General features: G+C 60.4%; 22 protein-coding genes. 1 reads left to right on the top strand and 21 read right to left on the bottom strand.

The features are described from left to right. Positions 1-88: 88 nt before the first annotated feature. The 4 genes from AB5164_RS03235 to AB5164_RS03220 form a co-directional block, all read right to left on the bottom strand. Entirely contained in the window at positions 89-883 is a 795-nt protein-coding gene (locus tag AB5164_RS03235; protein ID WP_260699748.1) for an HAD family hydrolase, read from the bottom strand. Between the two features lie 206 nt (positions 884-1,089). Continuing rightward, positions 1,090-2,910, bottom strand: coding sequence for an adenine deaminase (locus tag AB5164_RS03230; protein WP_368142523.1), 1,821 nt, complete (start codon positions 2,908-2,910; stop codon positions 1,090-1,092). 384 nt (positions 2,911-3,294) lie between these two features. Further along, on the bottom strand, positions 3,295-4,506 hold the full coding sequence (tyrS, locus tag AB5164_RS03225) for a tyrosine--tRNA ligase (RefSeq protein ID WP_006235283.1): 1,212 nt from the start codon (positions 4,504-4,506) through the stop codon (positions 3,295-3,297). 96 nt (positions 4,507-4,602) lie between these two features. Beyond that, entirely contained in the window at positions 4,603-6,561 is a 1,959-nt protein-coding gene (locus AB5164_RS03220) for a U32 family peptidase (RefSeq protein ID WP_368142524.1), read from the bottom strand. Positions 6,562-6,723: 162 nt separating this feature from the next. Here AB5164_RS03220 and AB5164_RS03215 point away from each other — a divergent pair, with 162 nt between their 5' ends. Beyond that, positions 6,724-8,928: a transglycosylase domain-containing protein gene (locus tag AB5164_RS03215; protein ID WP_368142525.1), complete on the top strand. Its 2,205-nt coding sequence runs from the start codon at positions 6,724-6,726 to the stop codon at positions 8,926-8,928. 190 nt (positions 8,929-9,118) lie between these two features. On the opposite strand, the gene AB5164_RS03210 is transcribed toward AB5164_RS03215, so the two are convergent. The 17 genes from AB5164_RS03210 to rplR all read right to left on the bottom strand — a co-directional run bounded on the left by AB5164_RS03210 (position 9,119) and on the right by rplR (position 19,543). Next, a complete protein-coding gene (locus tag AB5164_RS03210; protein ID WP_006235280.1) occupies positions 9,119-9,556 on the bottom strand; it encodes an arginine repressor in 438 nt (145 codons plus the stop codon). A gap of 132 nt (positions 9,557-9,688) precedes the next feature. Continuing rightward, positions 9,689-10,729 (bottom strand): glycosyltransferase family 2 protein, encoded by a 1,041-nt coding sequence (locus AB5164_RS03205; protein ID WP_368147793.1) that lies wholly within the window; start codon positions 10,727-10,729, stop codon positions 9,689-9,691. 161 nt (positions 10,730-10,890) lie between these two features. Then, positions 10,891-11,715 (bottom strand): tRNA pseudouridine(38-40) synthase TruA, encoded by an 825-nt coding sequence (truA, locus tag AB5164_RS03200; protein ID WP_368142527.1) that lies wholly within the window; start codon positions 11,713-11,715, stop codon positions 10,891-10,893. A 92-nt stretch (positions 11,716-11,807) separates the two neighbouring features. Continuing rightward, positions 11,808-12,275, bottom strand: a complete 468-nt coding sequence (gene rplQ, locus AB5164_RS03195; RefSeq protein WP_368142528.1) for a 50S ribosomal protein L17 — start codon at positions 12,273-12,275, stop codon at positions 11,808-11,810. A gap of 30 nt (positions 12,276-12,305) precedes the next feature. After that, on the bottom strand, positions 12,306-13,247 hold the full coding sequence (locus AB5164_RS03190) for a DNA-directed RNA polymerase subunit alpha (RefSeq protein ID WP_368142529.1): 942 nt from the start codon (positions 13,245-13,247) through the stop codon (positions 12,306-12,308). A gap of 32 nt (positions 13,248-13,279) precedes the next feature. Next, positions 13,280-13,876 (bottom strand): 30S ribosomal protein S4, encoded by a 597-nt coding sequence (rpsD, locus tag AB5164_RS03185; protein ID WP_006235275.1) that lies wholly within the window; start codon positions 13,874-13,876, stop codon positions 13,280-13,282. Between the two features lie 19 nt (positions 13,877-13,895). Beyond that, entirely contained in the window at positions 13,896-14,300 is a 405-nt protein-coding gene (gene rpsK, locus AB5164_RS03180; protein ID WP_006235274.1) for a 30S ribosomal protein S11, read from the bottom strand. A 14-nt stretch (positions 14,301-14,314) separates the two neighbouring features. Then, complete coding sequence (gene rpsM / locus AB5164_RS03175; protein ID WP_022094275.1) at positions 14,315-14,689, bottom strand: 30S ribosomal protein S13; 375 nt, start codon at positions 14,687-14,689, stop codon at positions 14,315-14,317. 14 nt (positions 14,690-14,703) lie between these two features. Then, positions 14,704-14,817 carry a 50S ribosomal protein L36 gene (gene rpmJ / locus AB5164_RS03170; RefSeq protein WP_006363204.1) on the bottom strand — a complete coding sequence of 38 codons (114 nt, stop codon included), beginning with the start codon at positions 14,815-14,817 and terminating at the stop codon, positions 14,704-14,706. A gap of 147 nt (positions 14,818-14,964) precedes the next feature. Next, complete coding sequence (infA, locus tag AB5164_RS03165) at positions 14,965-15,183, bottom strand: translation initiation factor IF-1 (RefSeq protein WP_035137443.1); 219 nt, start codon at positions 15,181-15,183, stop codon at positions 14,965-14,967. 104 nt (positions 15,184-15,287) lie between these two features. Continuing rightward, positions 15,288-16,076, bottom strand: coding sequence for a type I methionyl aminopeptidase (gene map, locus AB5164_RS03160; protein ID WP_006235270.1), 789 nt, complete (start codon positions 16,074-16,076; stop codon positions 15,288-15,290). Further along, positions 16,073-16,699, bottom strand: coding sequence for an adenylate kinase (locus tag AB5164_RS03155; RefSeq protein WP_055252238.1), 627 nt, complete (start codon positions 16,697-16,699; stop codon positions 16,073-16,075). The genes map and AB5164_RS03155 overlap by 4 nt, the downstream gene beginning before the upstream one ends. Before the next feature lie 18 nt (positions 16,700-16,717). Beyond that, positions 16,718-18,004, bottom strand: coding sequence for a preprotein translocase subunit SecY (gene secY / locus AB5164_RS03150; protein WP_035137447.1), 1,287 nt, complete (start codon positions 18,002-18,004; stop codon positions 16,718-16,720). After that, on the bottom strand, positions 17,998-18,447 hold the full coding sequence (rplO, locus tag AB5164_RS03145) for a 50S ribosomal protein L15 (protein ID WP_006235267.1): 450 nt from the start codon (positions 18,445-18,447) through the stop codon (positions 17,998-18,000). The genes secY and rplO overlap by 7 nt, the downstream gene beginning before the upstream one ends. Before the next feature lie 3 nt (positions 18,448-18,450). Next, positions 18,451-18,633 (bottom strand): 50S ribosomal protein L30, encoded by a 183-nt coding sequence (gene rpmD, locus AB5164_RS03140; RefSeq protein ID WP_006235266.1) that lies wholly within the window; start codon positions 18,631-18,633, stop codon positions 18,451-18,453. Between the two features lie 2 nt (positions 18,634-18,635). Next, positions 18,636-19,160: a 30S ribosomal protein S5 gene (gene rpsE / locus AB5164_RS03135; RefSeq protein ID WP_006235265.1), complete on the bottom strand. Its 525-nt coding sequence runs from the start codon at positions 19,158-19,160 to the stop codon at positions 18,636-18,638. 14 nt (positions 19,161-19,174) lie between these two features. Continuing rightward, positions 19,175-19,543, bottom strand: a complete 369-nt coding sequence (gene rplR, locus AB5164_RS03130) for a 50S ribosomal protein L18 (protein WP_006235264.1) — start codon at positions 19,541-19,543, stop codon at positions 19,175-19,177. Between the last annotated feature and the right edge of the window lie 26 nt (positions 19,544-19,569).

The following is a 19,569-nucleotide window of genomic DNA, read 5'->3' as shown; positions in this document are numbered from 1 at the left end:
GCCTGACCCCATATCGTTGGGGCCAGGCCCGATTTTGCCTCTTGACAATGTCCTGCTCATATTAAAAGGAACGTCCCCATCTGCCGGATTAGGAGAGACTCTCCAGCACGCGACGGAGCTCCTGCTGGACGGCGTGGTCGCGGTTACAACCCACCACGCGATCGGCCACCGCCTTGAGCGCGGGGCGCGCATTTTCCATCGCGCAGCCCGTGCCGACAAAGCGAATGATCTCGTAGTCGTTCATCGAGTCGCCAAACGCCATGACCTCGTCGCGTTCGACGCCATAGTGCTCCATGAGCTGCTCGATTCCCGAGGCTTTCGACACACCGGGCTGCATGGCATCGATCCATGCGTTTCCAGAAGGCGCAAAGGTAAAGAGCTGGCCAAGCTCGCGCTGCAGTACGTAGGCACTGTCCATAACGGCACAGTCATCGCAAAAGATACTCGCCTTGATGATATTTACGCTGGGATCGGGCAGCTCCCAAATGCGCTCGGCATTGGGAAGGTCCTTATCGACCTCACGCACGAACTTGCACTCGTCATCGAGCAGGAAGGACTTGGTTCGGTCAAAGAGCGCAAGATGCAGATTGGGAAATGTCCTGACGGCCTGGGCGAGCCTTCGAATCGCCAGGTGGGAATACACCTCACGGTCTACCATCTTACCGTCGGCGTAGACCTGGGCGCCGTTAGCGGCGACAAAGTCCATCTTGTCGCGAACGGGCGCAAAGAACTCGCACAGGCGATCGTAGCGACGACCTGACGATGCGGCGAAATGCACGCCATGCTCGTGTAGCGCCAGGATCAGTTCATAGGTTTCGGGAGGCACCTGGCCGTTTTCGTCAAGCAACGTGCCGTCCATATCGGATGCAATCAGTTTAAACATAGAAAAGCTCCCTTCGGGCTTGTTGGAATCGAGCGTGTATCCGATTCCAACGTACCCAAAGGGAGCTCAAATAAGACCCCGCAGTCATAAACGTTACAAGGACCTGGCAAATAGCTCACGCGTGCCAGAGGTCTCACGGTCGCGGCGTCAGGCAGCCCGCCAAAGAGTGTCCCCGATGACTAGTCGTTTAAGAACGTCCCCGATGACTAGTCGGCGTAGGTGAAGGTTGTGACGTCGAACATGCCCTCGGGGCGGATGCGGAGCGTCGGGATGACCGGCAGGGGCAGGAAGATGATGCCCATGATGGGGTCGAGCGGCGGCTCAATACCCATGGCGCGCGCCTTGACCATAAAGTCGTCGTGCTGCGCAGCAACGTCCTCGGCCGTGCCTTCGCTCATAAGGCCACCGAGCGCCAGCGGAATACGCGCCACGACCTTGCCGTTGCGCACCAGCACGTGGCCGCCCTGGCCCACGGCCTCGACGGCAGCCATCATATCAGCCGCGCTGTCGCCCACCACGCACACGTTGTGCGAGTCGTGGCCGATCGTCGAGGCGATGGCACCGCCCGTGATGGTGAAGCCGCGCACCCAGCCGCGACCGATATGCTTGCCGACCAGGCCCAGGCCAGCGGGGCCGTCGCCATCGGCGCCCTCGGCCTGCAGCGACACGCCGCGGCCGTGGCGCTCGATCAGCATAATGCGGCGCAGGCCCTCGGCACTCTCGGGGCGAGCCATACCCGTGATGGCCTTACCCGGCACCACGTCGATCACGGCCTCGCCCGGCTTAAAGGCATAGTCGAACACGTCGAGCGATAGCTTCGGCAGTTTAACGGAAGCGCGCAGCTCATCGGCAAGGGCCGCAACCTCGGCCATCTCGGGTGCAATCTCGCCCACAAAGGTGCCGTCCTGCGCCACCAGAGCACCGGCGGCATAGACACGATGCGGAGCCTTGGCAAACGTCAGGTCATCGAGCAACAGCAGGTCGGCGCGTTTGCCCGGGGCGATCGCGCCACGGAGCTCATGCGGGTCGCGACAGCCGTGGTCCAGGCCAAATGCCTCAGCCGTGGAAAGGGACGCCATAGAGATGGCGACCACCGGGTCGATGCCGGCCTCGATAGCCACGCGGCAGACGTTGTCGATCATGCCGGTCGCAAGCGCATCGGAAGGAGCGCGGTCGTCGGTCGCAAAGCAGCAGCGGCGGGCACGGGCAGGATTCTCCAGCAGCATCGGAGACAGGTTGGCCAGGTCATGGCTGCACGTACCTTCGCGCAGCATCACGTACATGCCGCGAGACAGCTTGTCGAGCGCCTCCTCGGGAATCGTCGACTCGTGGTCGGCGATAATGCCCGCTGCGGCATAGGCGTTGAGGTCCTTACCGGCAACGAGCGGCGCATGGCCGTCAACCTGCCTGGACGGCGTCTGGTTGGCAGCATCAATGCGAGCACAGGTCTCGGGGTCGGCCATAAAGACGCCCGGCAGGTTCATCATCTCGCCCAGACCAAAGACATCGCCCGGATGCTCGGCAAAAAACGCCTGCATATCGGCAGCCGAAATAACGGCACCGGCCTGCTCATCGGGCAGCGCGGGCACGCACGAAGGCATCATGTACTTGATGGAGATGGGTGCGCGGCGGCCATCCTCAATCATAAAGCGCAAGCCGTCGAGACCGGCAACATTGGCAATCTCGTGGCTGTCGGCAATGGCGGTGGTGGTACCGCGCGTCGCGGCCATGCGCGCATACTCGGCGGGACGGATGTTCGAAGACTCGATATGCAGATGCCCGTCAATAAAACCGGGAGCGAGATAGCGACCCTGGCAGTCGATGACCTCAGTTGCCTCGTAGGTGCCAGCGGCATCGTCGCGACCATCGTAGAGCACGCCGACGATCACACCGTCCTTGACGGCAACGCTACCGGGCGCCACGCGCTGGCCATACACGTCGATGATCTGCGCATTGGTAAACAGCGTGTCGACGGGCACGCGGCCCTCGGCAGCGTCGATCACAGTCCTCATGACCTCAACGGACATACATACTCCTTTAACCGTAGAAAAAGCTGCGGAGCGGACAAACCTTCACCGCAGCAAGCCAATAGCCATTGTATGCCCAAACGATGGGTCAACAATGCGCCTCTCCGCTTAACGGCACACGCCGCTTGACGCAATGGGGACAGGTTGCTTTGCATTAATGGCAAGGATTGTCCCAAAGTGCCGGCACAGAAGGAACGTCCCAAAGTGCCAACAACGGAAGCGCCGATGTTTTGGCAACGACAGCGAGCGGGCCGCATTTGAGACAAGGTGACGTGAAACGAAAGGGCGCTGACCTTCTGGTCGCGCCCTTGAAGTTGAACGTCAGATTGTCCAAATGCGGCCCGCGCAGCGTCGGCCGGTCCGCCGTTCGTTAGAACGGCGGAACTAAATCAACTTGAAGCCCTTGCGCTTGCCCACGGAGAGGGTGTCGCCCAGCTTGAGGGCGCTGGGATCGATGTTGTAGCTCTTGGGAGCCACGGCCTTGCCGTTGATCTTGACGCCGCCGCCGTCGATGTCGCGACGGGCCTGGCCGGCGCTCGCCGAAAGACCCAAATCCTTGAGCAGGCCGGCGAGGTAGATCTGGCCCTCGTCGTTGACGGTCAGCTCAACGTGCTTCTCGGGGAAGTCGGCGAGCTGGCCCTCCTTGAATACGCGGTCGAACTCGGCCTGAGCCTCGTCGCCGGCGCCGGCGCCGTGGTAGGTGTCGCACAGGTCGCGACCCAGAGCGCGCTTGAGCTCGTAGGGGTCGGCAGAACCATCGGCCAGGGCGGCGTCGATCTTGTCGACCTCGGCCGGGGTGAGCGAGCTGGCCAGACGATAGTACTTGCCGATCATCTCGTCGGGGATGGACATGGTCTTGCCAAACATATCCTTGGGAGCGTCGGTCAGGCCGATGTAGTTACCATAGGACTTGGACATCTTGCGCACACCGTCGGTGCCCTCAAGCAGTGGCATGGTGAGCGCAATCTGCGGCTCCATACCCATCTTCTCCATGAGCTCGCGGCCGGCGAGCAGGTTGAAGAGCTGATCGGTGCCGCCCATCTCCACGTCGGCCTTGATCTGCACGGAGTCGAAAGCCTGCATCACGGGATACAGGAACTCATGCAGGGCGATCGGCGTCTGAGACTGGTAGCGCTTGGTAAAGTCATCGCGCTCAAGAATGCGGGCGACGGTGAACTTGGAGCACACCTGCAGCAGACCGGCCAGATCCATCGACAAGATCCAGTCACCGTTGTGCACGATGGTGGTCTTCTCGGGATCCAGGATCTTCATGGCCTGGCTCACATAGGTCTCGGCATTGGCCTCAATCTGCTCCTGCGAAAGCTGCGGACGGGTGGAATTCTTGCCCGAGGGGTCGCCGATCAGCGCGGTGCCGTTGCCGATGATAAGGGTAACGTTGTGGCCCAGGTCCTGGAACTGGCGCATCTTGCGCAGCGGCACGGCGTGGCCCAGGTGCAGGTCGGGGCTGGTGGGGTCGACGCCGAGCTTGATGTTGAGGGGCTCGCCCTTCTCAAGCTTCTTGCGAAGGTCGGCCTCGGGAACGATTTGGGCAGCGCCCGAGGTGATGATACGCATTTGCTCGTCAACAGACAGCATTGGGTATCCTCCTTTTGCTATAGCACCCTCACCGGATACGGCGGTGCTGGAAGTCCATAAACTCTCATATGATAACAAACTGACGCGACGCGGCACCTACGACAGGAAAATCCTCGTCCTGCCGCACGCGTCAACGGCGACCGGCAGACGCGTACCGTCACGTTCAACTAAATAGCGCGTTTGCTGACGGCGCGAGCAGTCGCGGCAACGAACCTGTCCCGTCGCATCGGTAGCGCAGACGCCCTCGGCGGTCAGCAGGCAGTGCTCGCACACCATAAGCTCGGGACGGTCGGCGTCGACAGGGCCCAGAACACCTGGTTCGGCCGTCAGTTCGGCAATACGCCCCGCATCATTGCCGAGCAACTCGGCCGGCAAGTACACCCGCCCCGCACCGAGTCCGCGCAGCCAGGCAAGCGTGGCCCGATTCGCGCAGAACACCGGCGCCGCCACGTCAAACGTCACGCCTAGCTCGCGAGCGATCACCACCTGTCCCAGGTTGCGGCAGACGACGCGCCCGGCACGCTGCATCAGTGAGCGGGTCCGGCCAGCGTCACCCGTGCGGCACACCTCGTCAAGCACCACAACGGCGTCGGACAAATCGAGTTCTCCGCGCGGGTCGGCATCCATCAGCTGCCAAGCAAAAACCATGCGAGCGGGAACCGCGCACTCCACCAACTCCGTCGACGCACCGCCATCCACCGCAACGTCCTCAAAGGGCAGCACCTCAACGGCACGCGCAACGGGCGCAATCGCATCCGCCTCGGCCCGCATGCGCTCCAACACCGCCGCCGTCTGATCCAACACGCCGGCGCTGCGAATCAGGTACACCTCGCAGCCCGCGTCCACCTTACGCTTGCAATGCACGACGACGCGCTCCCCCGCTGCGGCATCCACCGGGCAGGGCACCTGCGGCCAGCGCTTGGGCACATCGGGACGCGCGTCGGCACCCGGATAGAACCGAATCTCGAGCGTGTCACCCGCCGCCACGGCGGCATCGAGCTCGACGGTCACTTCCTCGTGGCCAACGGCCACCAGGCGTCCCACGCGCACACCTTGGTTGATCGCACGCTCAAAGCTCATAAGCTCGGCGCCCGAACGCCCCTGCAGATACGCGTCGGTAAACCCGCGGTTGAACGACCGGCCCAGCTCGCGTTCAAGCTCTTCCACGGCACCGGGGTCCCACGCGCCGTCGCACAGCATATCGAGCGCCCGGCGCCACACCCGCACCACGTTGAATACGTAATCGGGGTTCTTCATGCGCCCCTCGATCTTGAGCGACGCCACGCCGGCATCTACAAGCTCGGGCAGATGCGCAATACCCAGATAGTCGCGCGGGCACAGTAAGCGATCTCCCTCGAAGGCGACAACGCTCTGTCCCGCCTCGTCCACCAGGTCGTACACCAGACGGCACGGCTGCGTGCAGTCGCCGCGCATCGCAGAGCGCCCACGCCGCAGGGCCGAGAACTCGCACGCCCCCGAATAACCGATGCAAATCGCACCGTGGCAGAATACCTCGATGGGCACGCCCGTGGCACATAGCGCCGCAATCTCGTCGACCGCCAGCTCGCGTGCCGTCGTCACGCGCTCGACCCCCAGCTCATCGGCGGCAAGTCGCACGGCGCCTTCGCTATGAACGCCCGCCTGCGTGGACAGGTGAATCTCGACCCCGGGAATCGCCGCGCGCAGCGCGCAGGCCAACCCGGCATCGGCTACAATCAGAGCATCGGCGCCCAGCTCCAGTGCATGAACTCCCAACGCCACCGCGTCGGACAACTCATCGTCAAACACGAACACGTTGAGCGTCACGTACACGCGCACGCCATGGGCATGCGCCACGGCGCAGCCGCGCGCAAACTCGTCATCCGTAAAACCATGCGCGCTCACGCGGGCGTTAAAGCCGCCCAACCCCGCATAGATGGCATCGGCACCCGCGGCGATGGCCGCAAGCATCTGGTCGAGCCCGCCCGCCGGCGCCAGCAGCTCGGGCAGCGCCGCACCGGCAGCATCCAATCCAGTCTCGTATTGTCCGCTCGGCCCCATCGCCCGAATCGCCATCGGCAAACTCCTTACCAAGGTATGCATTCACTCTGAAAAATGCCGTCTTCCAGCATACACGAGGCCTCGCGCGCCCCGTTTGGTTTATCGTGTAATAACTTATGTCCATCCTGCCTCGACGACACATCCGCCGTCGGGCACGACATACCTGGAGGTCAATATATGGGTCCTCGCCAACGACAGGGACGCAGCCGTTCAAAGACGCATGCCCTGCCCATAATCCTGCTCTCGTTTTTGGGCTTTCTGCTGATTGCGGGCGTGGCATTTGGCATCGGCATGGTCGGCAACGTCAACCGCTGGCTGTCCGATCTGCCCGACTACACCGACGCCAACGCGTATCTGGTGAGCGAGCCCACCGAGATCGTCGACTGCAACGGCAACAAGATCGCGAGCTTCTACACGCAAAACCGCAAGTCCATCACCAAGGACGAGGTCTCCCCCTACGTGCTGCAGGGCACCGTTGACGTCGAGGACGAGCGCTTCTACGAGCACGGCGGTATCGACCTGTGGGGTATCGCGCGTGCTGCGGTGGCAACCCTCGGCGGCGGACACGAAGGCGCCTCGACTATCACCCAGCAGCTGGTGCGCAACACCATCCTGCAGGAGGAGCAGTTCGACTCGACCATCGAGCGTAAAGTGCGCGAGGCCTACATCGCCGTCAAGATGGAGGATATGTACTCCAAAGACGAGATCCTCATGATGTACCTCAACACCATCTATTACGGTCACGGCGCCTACGGTATTGAGGCCGCCGCCGAGACCTACCTGTCCAAGAGCGCCGCAGACCTCACCCTGAGCGAGGCCGCGCTGTTGATCGGCCTTCCCAACTCGCCCTCGCAGTACGACCCCACGGTCAACCCCGACCTAGCGCTGTCCCGTCGCAACAAGGTCCTCGACAACATGTTGCGCCTGGGCCACATCACGCAGGAGGAACACGATGCCGCACAGGCCGAGCCCATCACCCTCAACGTGACCGAGATTTCGGGCAGCGGCGTCGACGTATACTCGCAGCCCTACTTTGTCGCCTATGTTAAGCAGCTGCTGGAGCAGGAGTTCTCGACCGACGTGCTCTTTAAGGGCGGCCTGACCGTCAAGACCACCATCGACCCCACGATGCAGCAGGTGGCAGAGAATGCCGTTCGCGAGCAGCTCGACACGCTCTCGCTCGACGGCCTGGACATGGGCATGGTCGTCGTCGATCCCAAGACCGGCTACATCAAGTGCATGGTGGGCGGCTACGACTACAACGCCGACGAGAACCACGTAAACCATGCCACGGCCAAGCGTCCCGTCGGCTCCACCTTTAAGGCCTTTACACTGGCAACTGCCATCCAAAACGGCATGAACCCCAACGTCACCCTCAACTGCAACTCACCGCTCAAGGCCAAGGGCACCACGACCGAGGTCCAAAACTACGCCAACCATAGCTATGGCAACATCACGCTTAAGCAGGCGACGGCATACTCCTCCAACACCGGCTACATCCAGGTGGCGGAAGCCGTCGGCAACAGCAAGATCATCTCGCTCGTCAAAAAGCTCGGCATCGACCCCGCCAAGGACAACATCGAGGACGTTCCCGTCATGACGCTCGGCACCGGCTCGATCTCGCCGCTCGAGATGGCCGCCGCCTACGCGACGTTTGCCAACGGCGGCTACTATCGCCAGCCGATCGCCATCACCGAGATTGACTCTCGTACCGGTTCGGTGCTGTACCAGCACACCGACAATCCCTCACAGGTGCTTACCGAGGGCGAGGCCGCCGCGGTCACCGATGTTCTGTCCGGCGTCATGCAGGGCGGCGGTACGGGTGCTGCCGGTGCCCTGAGCGTCAACCAGCCCTATGCCGGCAAGACGGGCACCACCGACAACACCACCAACCTGTGGTTCTGCGGCTATACCCCGCAGCTGGCGTGCGCCCTGTGGACCGGCTATTCCGCGGGCGAGATCCCCATCCAAAAATACGGCACAGACCTGCTGGGCGACAGCACCAACCTGCCTGTCTTTAAGCGGTTTATGAACACCGTTCTGACCGGTACCGAGCGCGAGGAGTTTGCGACCGGAACGGCGCCCACCTACAAGAACAACAGCGTCTGGAAGTTCTACGGCACCAACAACTCCAAGAAGACGGAGAACGACGACAAGGACGAGAACGAGGACGAAGAGGAAACCACCACAACGACTACCACGACGACCACGACCACCGAGACCACGGGCGACGACACCACCGGCGGCACCGGTACGACCGGTGGCTCGACGGGCGGCTCCACTGGTGGTTCGACCGGCGGCGATGGCGGCACGCCTACGCCTACGCCTACGCCTACGCCCACTCCCGACCCCTCGCCCACGCCTGACGATACGGTCGGCTAGAAATCATCCGGCCATAAGCAACAAGGCCCCCGAGCAGCCTATTGAACTGCTCGGGGGCCTTTTTAGTTTAAAGCGACCTGATGGGCGGTCTTTATACCGGCAGACAAAAAAAGGGGGCACCGACCAACGTCGATACCCCTTACAAGCCACTATGTCAGCACGCACGGTGCCGAGCGCACGACCCGCACGCCTACTTGCGAGAATTGCTCAGCTTATTGATCAGCGCCTCAAGACGCTCGCCGTCCTCGGCCGTCTGGGCAATAACCAAAATCGTATCGTTGCCGGCAAGCGAGCCAAGCACATCGGGCAGCTCTGCCGCATCAACGGCGGCGGCGATGCCGGAAGCCGTGCCAGGCTGAGCCTTGATCATAACCAGATTATCGGTGCGCAGAACGCCCGTTACGAGCTCGGAAACCATACGCTGCAGGTGCAGGTCCTCTGCCAGAACATAGATGCCCTCAGGGAGCTTACGCAGCCCCATATCGGCAATATCGCGAGAGACAGTCGCCTGCGTGCAATCAAAGCCCATAGCGCGGAGCTCATCGACCAGCACGCGCTGCGTGCGGACGTCCTTATTGCGCACAATATCTCTAATGGCATCCTGGCGCCCATTGCGTTTTTTAGCCATACAAACCCTCTCTCCAAAAGATGGCGGAGACAATCAATCAGTGATTGAATAGTTTAACGCTATTTGAAGGCTTTTGTGTATAAGAACGCATTTCGAAACAATTCTATGCAAGTTTGTTTCGAAATGAGCCGTTTAGGCGGTTTTTGCGCCCGTCCGGTTAAGAAAAGCTGCCAGATGCGTACACATCACGCAGCGCGCGGGCTTGGCGCTGGCGATCGGCCCAAACAACAGACCGAGCCCCCGATGGTTATCCTTGAGCGCGGCGACCATCTGACGGGTTCGAGGCGCATCGAGCATATCACGCATGCGGGCGGAACGCTCGATTGACGACACCCCATGCGGGCTCAGACACAAATTCTCGATGCAGGCGACCAGACCGGCAAAGTAGAACTTTTGGCTTGCCAGCTTGAGCCGACCACCGCTATCTGCTTCCGAGAGTGAGTCCGCAAGCTCGTCGAGCGCTCGGGTGTCATCGGATACCTTGGCATACATGGTGGGATCAAAGGCATCTGTAAGCTTAGGTGCCGCCGCGTGGAAACAAGCATCGCCGCAGCCGGACACGCATCGTGTCTGCGAAAGCGCGCATGCCATAAACCCAACTGTGCGAAACACCTTGTCGCACAAAAGGCATGCCTCAAACAGCGAGCGGGTGTACATCACGCCAGAGGTCTGAACGACTAGGCCGCCTAAAATCAACTGAGGCAGCCCGGCCACCATCGAAGATTTGCTATCAATGGAAATATGAGCAGCATCCAAGACGCGCGAATGGCGCTCTCGATGTGCATCATAGCGGTCGAGCGACACCGTGGGGAGCACTATGTCTGCCGTAGTATCGCACGCGATATCGACCATCTTGGAAAGGGACTGCGGAGCAAACCACTCATCGGCGTTCATAGCGATGATTTGAGAGCCGCGCGAGGCAGCAAAACCGGCACGAAGACAAGCGCCGCGCTTCGCGTCCTCGACGTCAATCAAATCAATATGGATGTCCCTGTCGGCAGCAACTTGAAGCGAATGTCGCACACCGGGCGCAGCATCGCGGCAGACAACGACAATCTGCAAATCGTAGAGGTCTTGGTTCTGGATACTCTCGAGCGCACGCATCGCATAGCTGGGCGAACCTTCTACCACAAGGATCACCGAAAGTCGCGGATGCGAGCCACGTCGAACCAAGTTATCCGTCCTCTCGACAGCAGTGAATCAAACTGTCGTTCATGGTACACCCCGGCAATAAAAGCAATGAGACATCGGTTGTATTGCACGCCAAGAACAGATGTTGCACACGTGCAGCCCACAGATGACAGGTGTCGACGCACGACGCGTCGAGCCCTCCCCTAGTCGAGCACGACAAGCTCGGCGGGATCGTAATCCACGCCCATAAACGTAAGGCCGCAGGCAGGAGCCGTGGGGCCCGCAGCGGTACGGTCGCAAGCGTCGATGACCTCGCGCATCCACTCGGGTTCGCGGCGATGCATGCCAATCTCGACAAGCGTGCCCACGATCGTGCGGACCATCGAATGCAAAAATGCGTTGCCCTCAATGGTAAACGTCAGGATATCCTCGCCAAAGGCCACCTCATGGCCAAACTCGGCCCGCATCACGCAGCGGTGCGTAGGCTTGCCCACGGCAGAGGCAACCTTGCAAAAGCTCTTAAAGTCCTGCTCACCCAAAAGCGCGGGACAGGCCGCAGACATGGCCTCGACGTCCAAGGGATAGCGATGCCACCACACGGCACCACGGGACAGCACGGGGCGCGCATCGCGATCGGCAATACGGTACGTATACGTACGGGAACGCGCGTCAAAGCGTGCAGAAAAGCCCTTACGGGCCCTGTAGACCTCGTTTATGGCGATATCTTTAGGCAGCAGGGCATCCATAGCCCGCAGCCACCTACGGCGCGTGAGGGCGAGCTCAGCGTCCGTTACGGGCACGCTGATGTACTGAGCCACGGCATGCACGCCGGCATCGGTACGACCTGCGCACGTCAGATCGATCGGACGGCGAAGCAGCGTCTCGATGGCTCGACGCAGCTCACCCGCAACCGTCGTCTGTCCCGGCTGCTCGGCAAATCCGCTATACGACGAGCCATCATAGGCCACGCGAAATACGAGCGTGGCGTCAAGCTCGGAAATCGAATTGAAATCAAACGGCGCAGTCATGGGCGCTCCCAACAAACAAGTAACGGTATCGCGACAAAAAAAGAGGGGTACGCGAACGTACCCCTCGAATATAGCCTATGCAGACGGAATGTCTACTCAGCGGTCTCCTCAGCAGGAGCCTCCTCGACAGCCTCGACCTTCTTGGGAGCAGCGGCCTTCTTGGGGGCCGGAGCAGCCTTCTTGGCCTTAGGCGTGCAAGACTCGGTGACGAGCTCCATGATAACGATGGGAGCGTTGTCGCCCTTACGGTTACCGAGCTTCATGATGCGGGTGTAACCGCCGTTGCGGTCCTGCCACATGCCCTGGGCAGCCTTGTCGAAGATCTCGGCAACGAGCTGCTTATCGCCGAGCTTGGCGATAGCCAGACGACGAGAGTGCAGGTCGCCCTTCTTGGCCCAAGTGATGATCGGGTCGACGACCGAACGCAGCGCCTTAGCGCGGGTCTCGGTGGTCTTGATGCGGTCGTTCTCGAAGAGGGCCTTAGCAAGGCTCTTCTTCATGGCCTTGGTGTGGCTCGCATCGGTGCCGAGCTTCAGGCCCTTCTTAACGTTGTGACGCATGGTCTAGTTTCTCCTCAAATATGCGAAGCATTAAGCCTTCAGGCTCAGGCCCATGGACTCAAGCTTGTCCTTCACTTCCTCGATCGACTTAACACCGAAGTTACGGATGTTGAGCAGATCGTTCTCCGAGAACTCAACGAGCTGACGGACCGAGTGAATGCTGGCGCGCTTAAGGCAGTTGTAGGAACGGACGGAAAGGTCCAGATCCTCGATCTGCTTGTCCAGCTCGGCGTTGTCGTTGGTGACCTCGGGAGCGAAGATCGAAGCCTCCTCCTCGACCTCGGGGGTCTCGGCAAGGTTCATAAAGGCGGCCATATGCTGGTTGATGATATTGGCAGCCTGGACCACGGCGTCGCGCGGGGCGATGGAGCCATTGGTCTCGATCTCGAGGACAAGGCGGTCGTAGTCGGTGTGCTGACCGACACGGCAAGCCTCAACGAGCTTGGCGCAACGGGAAACCGGCGAGTACAGCGAGTCGACGTGGATCACACCGATGGGATCGTTGTCGCGCTTGTTGGCCTCGCCAGAAACATAGCCGCGGCCATAGCCGATGCGCATGCTCATGGTGAGATGGCCACCCTCGGTGAGCGTAGCGATGTGCTGCTCGCGGTTGACCAGCTCAAACTCGGACGGAATAAAGAAGTCCGCACCGGTGACCTCGCAGGGGCCGTCAACCGAGATGGTGGCGGTCGCCTCGTCGGTCGTGCCGAGAGCCCTGAAGACAAGACCCTTGACATTCAGGACGATGTCGGTGACATCCTCGACCATGTTAGGGATGGTCATGAACTCGTGCTGCGCACCATCGATCTGAATAGCCTCGACGGCGGCACCCTCGAGCGAGGACAGAAGAACGCGACGAAGGGAGTTACCCAGCGTATCGCCGTAACCACGCTCGAGCGGCTCGACGGAGACACGAGCAGACGTCTCGTTGATCTCTTCGACCTGAACCTGAGGCCTAATGAATTCTGACATGTATTACCTCCAGCCTCAGCAGCCCGGATGGACTACTTAGAGTAGAGCTCGACGATGAGCTGCTCGTTGATATCACCGCTGATCTGCTCACGCGTCGGCAGAGCGAGCACGTTACCAGACAGCTTCTCGATATCGACCTCGAGCCAGCCAGGGACCTCAAAGCGCTCGGAGGAAATCAGGGCCTCCTTGATGGGGAGGAGGTCACGGAACTTCTCGCCGACAGCGACGACGTCGCCGGCCTTGACGCGGTAGGACGGGATGTCCACGCGCTTGCCGTTCACGGTGAAGTGACCGTGACGGACGGACTGACGAGCCTCTTTGCGGGTGCGGGCGAAGCCAAGACGGAAGACGACGTTGTCGAGGCGAGACTCAAGGATGATCATGAGGTTCTCACCGGTTACGCCGTTCATCTTGCGGGCCTTGTTGAAGTAGCCGTGGAACTGCTTCTCCAGAACGCCATAGATGAACTTGACCTTCTGCTTCTCGCGCAGCTGCATGCCGTACTCAGATTCCTTGCGACGGCGCTTGGGCTGACGGATAGATTCCTTCTTGCTGCTGTAACCGAGCTCAGCGGGATCGATCCCGAGCTGACGGCAGCGCTTAAGAACAGGAGTCCTGTCGATTGCCATATTGATACGATCCTTTCAGTTACACGCGGCGACGCTTCTTGGGGCGGCAGCCGTTGTGCGGAATGGGGGTCTTGTCCTGGATGCTCGAGACCTCGAGGCCAGCAGCCTGGAGGGAGCGGATGGCGGTCTCACGACCGGAGCCGGGGCCCTTGACGAAGACGGAAACCTTCTTCATACCGTGCTCCATGGCCTGCTTGGCAGCAGCCTCGGCAGCCATCTGGGCAGCGAACGGCGTGGACTTACGGGAGCCCTTGAAGCCCACCTGGCCAGCCGACTTCCAGGAAATGACGTTGCCCTGGGGATCGGTGATCGAAACGATCGTGTTGTTGAACGTAGAACGAATGTGAGCCTGGCCCACGGAAATGTTCTTACGGTCCGCGCGCTTCAGACGGGCAGCGCGAACGTTCTTCTTAGCAGTAGCCATCTATCTAGCGCTCCTTATTTCTTCTTCTTAGCACCGATCTGACGCTTCGGGCCCTTGCGGGTACGAGCGTTAGTGTGGGTGCGCTGGCCGCGGACCGGGAGGCCCTTGCGGTGACGAAGGCCGCGGTTGCAGCCGATGTCCATAAGGCGCTTGACGTTCTGGTTGCGCTCACGGCGGAGGTCGCCCTCAACCATGATCTGGTTCTTATCGATATAATCGCGGATGGCGTTAACCTCATCCTCGGTGAGGTCCTTAACGCGCGTATCCACGTTAACGTTGCACTCGACGCAGATCTTCGTCGCAGTGGTGCGGCCGATGCCGTAAATGTAGGTCAGACCGATCTCAACGCGCTTCTCACGCGGGAGGTCGACACCATTAATACGGGCCAACGTAGTCTCCTCTCTTAACCCTGACGCTGCTTATGACGGGGGTTCTCGCAAATGACGAGGACCTTGCCATGGCGCCTAATGATTTTGCACTTATCGCACATCTTCTTGACCGAAGGACGTACCTTCATCGTTCTTCCTTTCGGTAGCGCTCAAACTACTTCCCTACTATCTACTCGCCCAGCCGCAGGCGTTTAAAACTATGGCTGGTCTTCACACGCAAACCGACCGTAGGTTGAGCTAAGCCTGCAGTCGGAAAAGAGCGTGTATGCGTGCCGCTATTTATAGCGATAGGTGATGCGGCCGCGGGTCAGGTCGTACGGGGAAAGCTCCACGACAACCCTGTCACCGGGGAGAATGCGGATGTAATTCATTCGGATCTTGCCAGAAATGTTGCACAGAACCGAATGACCGTTCTCGAGCTCGACCTTAAACATGGCGTTGGGCAGCGGCTCTTTTACCGTACCCTCGAGCTCAATTGCGTCTTCCTTCTTCACAAGCAATCATCTTTCTCTAGAAAACGACAGCGATTGAGTATTCTACAACACGTATGTACGCATCGTAATAACTTCGTAATGGCTCCACAACTAAGTGGAACTTGTTACATTTCTCCGCCTTGGAGCGAACACCAAGCACCTTGCGCATCCGTGGTGAGAATCACCGGGCCGTCATTGGTAATGGCGACGGTGTTCTCGTAGTGCGCGGCGGGCAGGTGGTCGTTGGTCGTGACGATCCAACCGTCGGAGCCCGTGCTCACATGGTTGGAACCCATCGTAACCATCGGCTCAATGGCAATGACCATGCCGGCCTGGAGGCGAACGCCCCTCCCCTTCTTTCCATAGTTAGGAACGTTGGGGTCCTCGTGCATCACGCGGCCAATGCCATGGCCCACATAATCACGAAGCACGCCGTAACCGTGAGACTCGGCGAGGGACTGAACGGCATAACCGACGTCCCCGATATGGTTACCGGGAACAGCCTGCTCGATGGCAGCCTTAAGGCAATCGCGCGTGACCTCGCACAAAGCCTTGGCTTCGGGCGTGGGGGTGCCGACGAAAAACGTCCAAGCGTTATCGCCGACCCAACCGTCAACGACAGCTCCCGTATCAATGGAGATGATATCGCCATCGCGTAGGATCATGTCGGGGTTGGGAATACCATGGACCACGGCATCGTTGATCGATGCGCAAATGGTCCCCGGGAACCCGCCGTAACCCTTAAAGGCCGGGGTGCCGCCATGCATGCGGATAATCTGCTCCGCGAGCTGATCGAGCTCAAAAGTCGAAACGCCGGGGCGCACCATGGCTCCAACGTGGCGGAGCGCCATCTTAGATAGCGCTCCTGCCTTCTTCATCTGCTCGATTTGCGTTGCAGACTTAATCTTGATCATAGACCGAGAGCCTCTTTGACATCCCCGTACACGGTCTCGCGAGCCTGGTCACCGTTGACCGACTTGAGCAGACCCTGGCCACGATAGTAGTCGACGAGCGGGCTCGTGGACTTCTCGTAGACGTCGAGACGGTTCTTGATGGTCTCGGGCTTGTCGTCGTCGCGCTGATACATCTCGCCGGCGCACTTGGGGCAGGTGGCATCGGCAGCGGTGCCGGTGTAACCGCAGGCGCGGCAGGTGCGACGCGAAGACAGACGATCGATGATGACCTCGGGGGCCACATCGACCAGAAGGGCGCAGTCGATCTCGCGACCCATGGCGGAGAGCTCGGAATCGAGCGTCACAGCCTGGGCGGTGTTGCGCGGGAAGCCGTCGAGGATGAAGCCCTGCTGGGCGTCATCGGCGGCAAGGCGCTCCTTGACAAGGTCGATCACGAGCTGGTCGGGGACGAGCTCGCCAGCATCCATGTACTTCTTAGCCTGAATACCAAGCTCGGTGCCACCCTTGACGGCAGCACGCAGCAGGTCGCCCGTGGAAATGTGAGCGACGCCAAACTCGGCGACGAGCTCCTGTGCGACGGTGCCCTTACCGGCACCCGGAGCTCCGAGCAATACGAGGTTCATGAGCAATCCTCCTCTAGCCTATTTAAAGAATCCATCGTAATCATACATCTTGATCTGGCCTTCGAGCTTATCGACCGTGTCGAGCACGACGCCGACCATGATGAGGATGGACGTGCCACCAAAAGCCTGGATCAGATGGTTACCCGTGAAGGAGAAGATGATCGAAGGCACGATGGCGATGAGCGCCAAAAAGACAGCGCTGGGAAGCGTGATCTTGTTGAGCGCGTTCTTGATGTAGGCCGCGGTAGCCCTACCCGGACGCACGCCCGGAATAAAGCCGCCCTGCTTCTTAAGGTTGTCGGCCGTGTCATCGGGGTTGAACACCATGGAGGTGTAGAAGTACGCGAAGAACACGATGAGGACAACGTTAAGCACCCAGTTGAGCCAACCGGTCGAAAGCGCCGAGGCAACTGCCTGAATCCAGCCGATGCCGGGGAAGAACACGGCAATCTGAGCCGGGAAGTACAGCAGCGCCGAAGCGAAGATGATCGGCACGACGCCCGCGGTGTTGACCTTGATGGGCAGGTAGGTAGTCTGGCCACCCATCATGCGACGGCCCACGACGCGCTTAGCGTAGGAGACCGGAATGCGGCGCTGGCCGCGCTCAAGGAAAACAATCAGCGGGATAACCAGCAGGATGATGGCGCAGATGATCACCATGGTGATGATGCCACCGGCATTGCCCTCGGTGCTGGAGAAGATAGCCTGCGGCAGACCGGCCATGATGTTCGCGAAGATGATCAGCGACATGCCATTGCCGATACCGCGCTGGGTGATGAGCTCACCAATCCACATGATCAGCATGGCGCCCGCGGTGAGCGTACCGACGATCATGAGGTCGAAGATGATCTCGGGAGCGCCGGCGCCATTAAAGCTGATGCCGAAGCTCTTAAAGAGGAAGAGGTAACCCACGGAGTTGAGGATTGCCAGAGCCAGGGTGAGGTAACGCGAATACTGCGTAATCTTGGTCTGACCGACCTCGCCCTCGCGGGCAAGCTCATGCAGGGAAGGCACGACGGCCTGGAGCATCTGGAGGATGATCGAGCTGGTGATGTAAGGCATGATGCCCAGCGAAAACACCGACACATAGCTCAAAGCGCCGCCAGAGAAAAGATTCAGGAGGGCCATAGCACCTGCGGCGACCGAATTGTTATCGGTCGAGAAAAGGCCCAGCATCCCCTGGAAGGGAATGCCGGGCACAGGAACGTGCGCACCAATGCGGTACACGACGAGCATAGCTATGGTAAAAAGAATCTTTTCGCGCAATTCTTTGATGCGGAAAGCATTCTTAAGACCATTTAGCACGGCAGCTCGACCTTTCCGCCGGCGGCCTCGATCTTGGCCTGCGCAGAAGCGCTGACCTTGTCGACCTTGACCGTGAACTTCTTGGTGAGCTCACCATTGCCGAGCACCTTGACGGGCTCGAACTCGCTCTTGGTGATGCGAGCGGCCTTAAGAGCGGCACCGTCGATCACAGCGCCGTCCTCGAACTTACGCTCGAGACGCTCAACGTTAACAGCGGTGTACTCGATACGACGGGGGTTACGGAAGCCCGGAAGCTTGGGCAGGCGCATAGCCAGCGGAGTCTGGCCACCCTCGAAGCCGGCACCCTTGGTGCCGCCAGAGCGGGAACCCTGGCCCTTCTGACCGCGGCCAGAAGTGGTGCCGTGACCCGAAGAATTGCCACGGCCGACGCGCTTGCGGTTCTTGGTGGAACCGGGCGCGGGAGTAAGATCGTGAAGCTGCATTTGCTACTCCTCTACAATCTCGACAAGGTGCTTGACCTTGAAGATCATGCCGCGGACGGACTCGTTGTCAGCAATCTCGCGAACCTCGCGGATCCTGTGGAGACCGAGGGCACGGACAGTACGGACCTGGTCCTGCTTGCAACCGTTGGTGCTGCGGACCTGCTTGATCTTGATGGTGTCAGCCATGCTTAGTTCTCCTTACCGACGAACATCTCGGAGACCGTCAGGCCACGGCGAGCCGCGACGTCCTCAGGGCTGGAGAGCTCCTTGAGGCCCTCGACGGCAGCCTTGATGATGTTGAGGCCGTTGTCGGTACCGAGGGACTTGGACAGGACGTTCTTGATGCCAGCAAGCTCAAAGAGGGGACGCACAGCGCCGCCGGCGATAACGCCGGTACCCTCGACAGCGGGCTTGATGATGATGCGGCCGGCACCAAAGTGGCCGAGAACCTCGTGCGGGATGGTGCCCTGCTCGGTCACCGGCACGTGGAACATGTTCTTCTTGGCATCGAGAGATGCCTTGGAGATGGCCATGGGCACCTCAGCGGACTTGCCCATGCCAACGCCGACGTTGCCCTTGCCGTCGCCAACGACGACGAGAGCGACAAGGCTCATGCGACGACCACCCTTGACGGTCTTCGACACGCGGTTGATGTAAACGACGCGCTCCTCGAACTCGGAGGCCTCGCGCTGCTGCTTCTGATTACGAGCCATGTGCTACATACCTCCTAGAACTCGAGACCGGCGGCACGAGCACCGTCGGCGAGGGCCTTGACGCGGCCATGGTAGATACGGCCACCGCGATCGAAGGCGACCTTGGTGATGCCGGCCTCGATGGCGCGCTTGCCAACGAGCTGACCGACCTTCTCCGCAGCCTCCTTGTTCGAGGTGTGGGTGCCCTTGAACTCGGCCTCGAGGGTCGAGGCAGAGACGAGCGTCAGGCTGGAGCCCTTGCTGTCGTCGATGATCTGGGCATAGATGTTGGCGTTAGTACGGGTCACGCGAAGACGCGGACGCTCGGAGGTACCCGAGACCTTGCCGCGAACACGACGCTGACGACGCTTGAGGCCTTCCAGCTTCGCCTTATGCTTGTTCATACGTAAACTCCTAAAAAGGTTGATCT

Source organism: Collinsella aerofaciens (assembly GCF_040915425.1).
GTDB lineage: Bacteria > Actinomycetota > Coriobacteriia > Coriobacteriales > Coriobacteriaceae > Collinsella > Collinsella aerofaciens_BW.
Note: the sequence above shows the minus strand (reverse complement) of the source record. Positions and strands in the feature narration are given on the sequence as shown.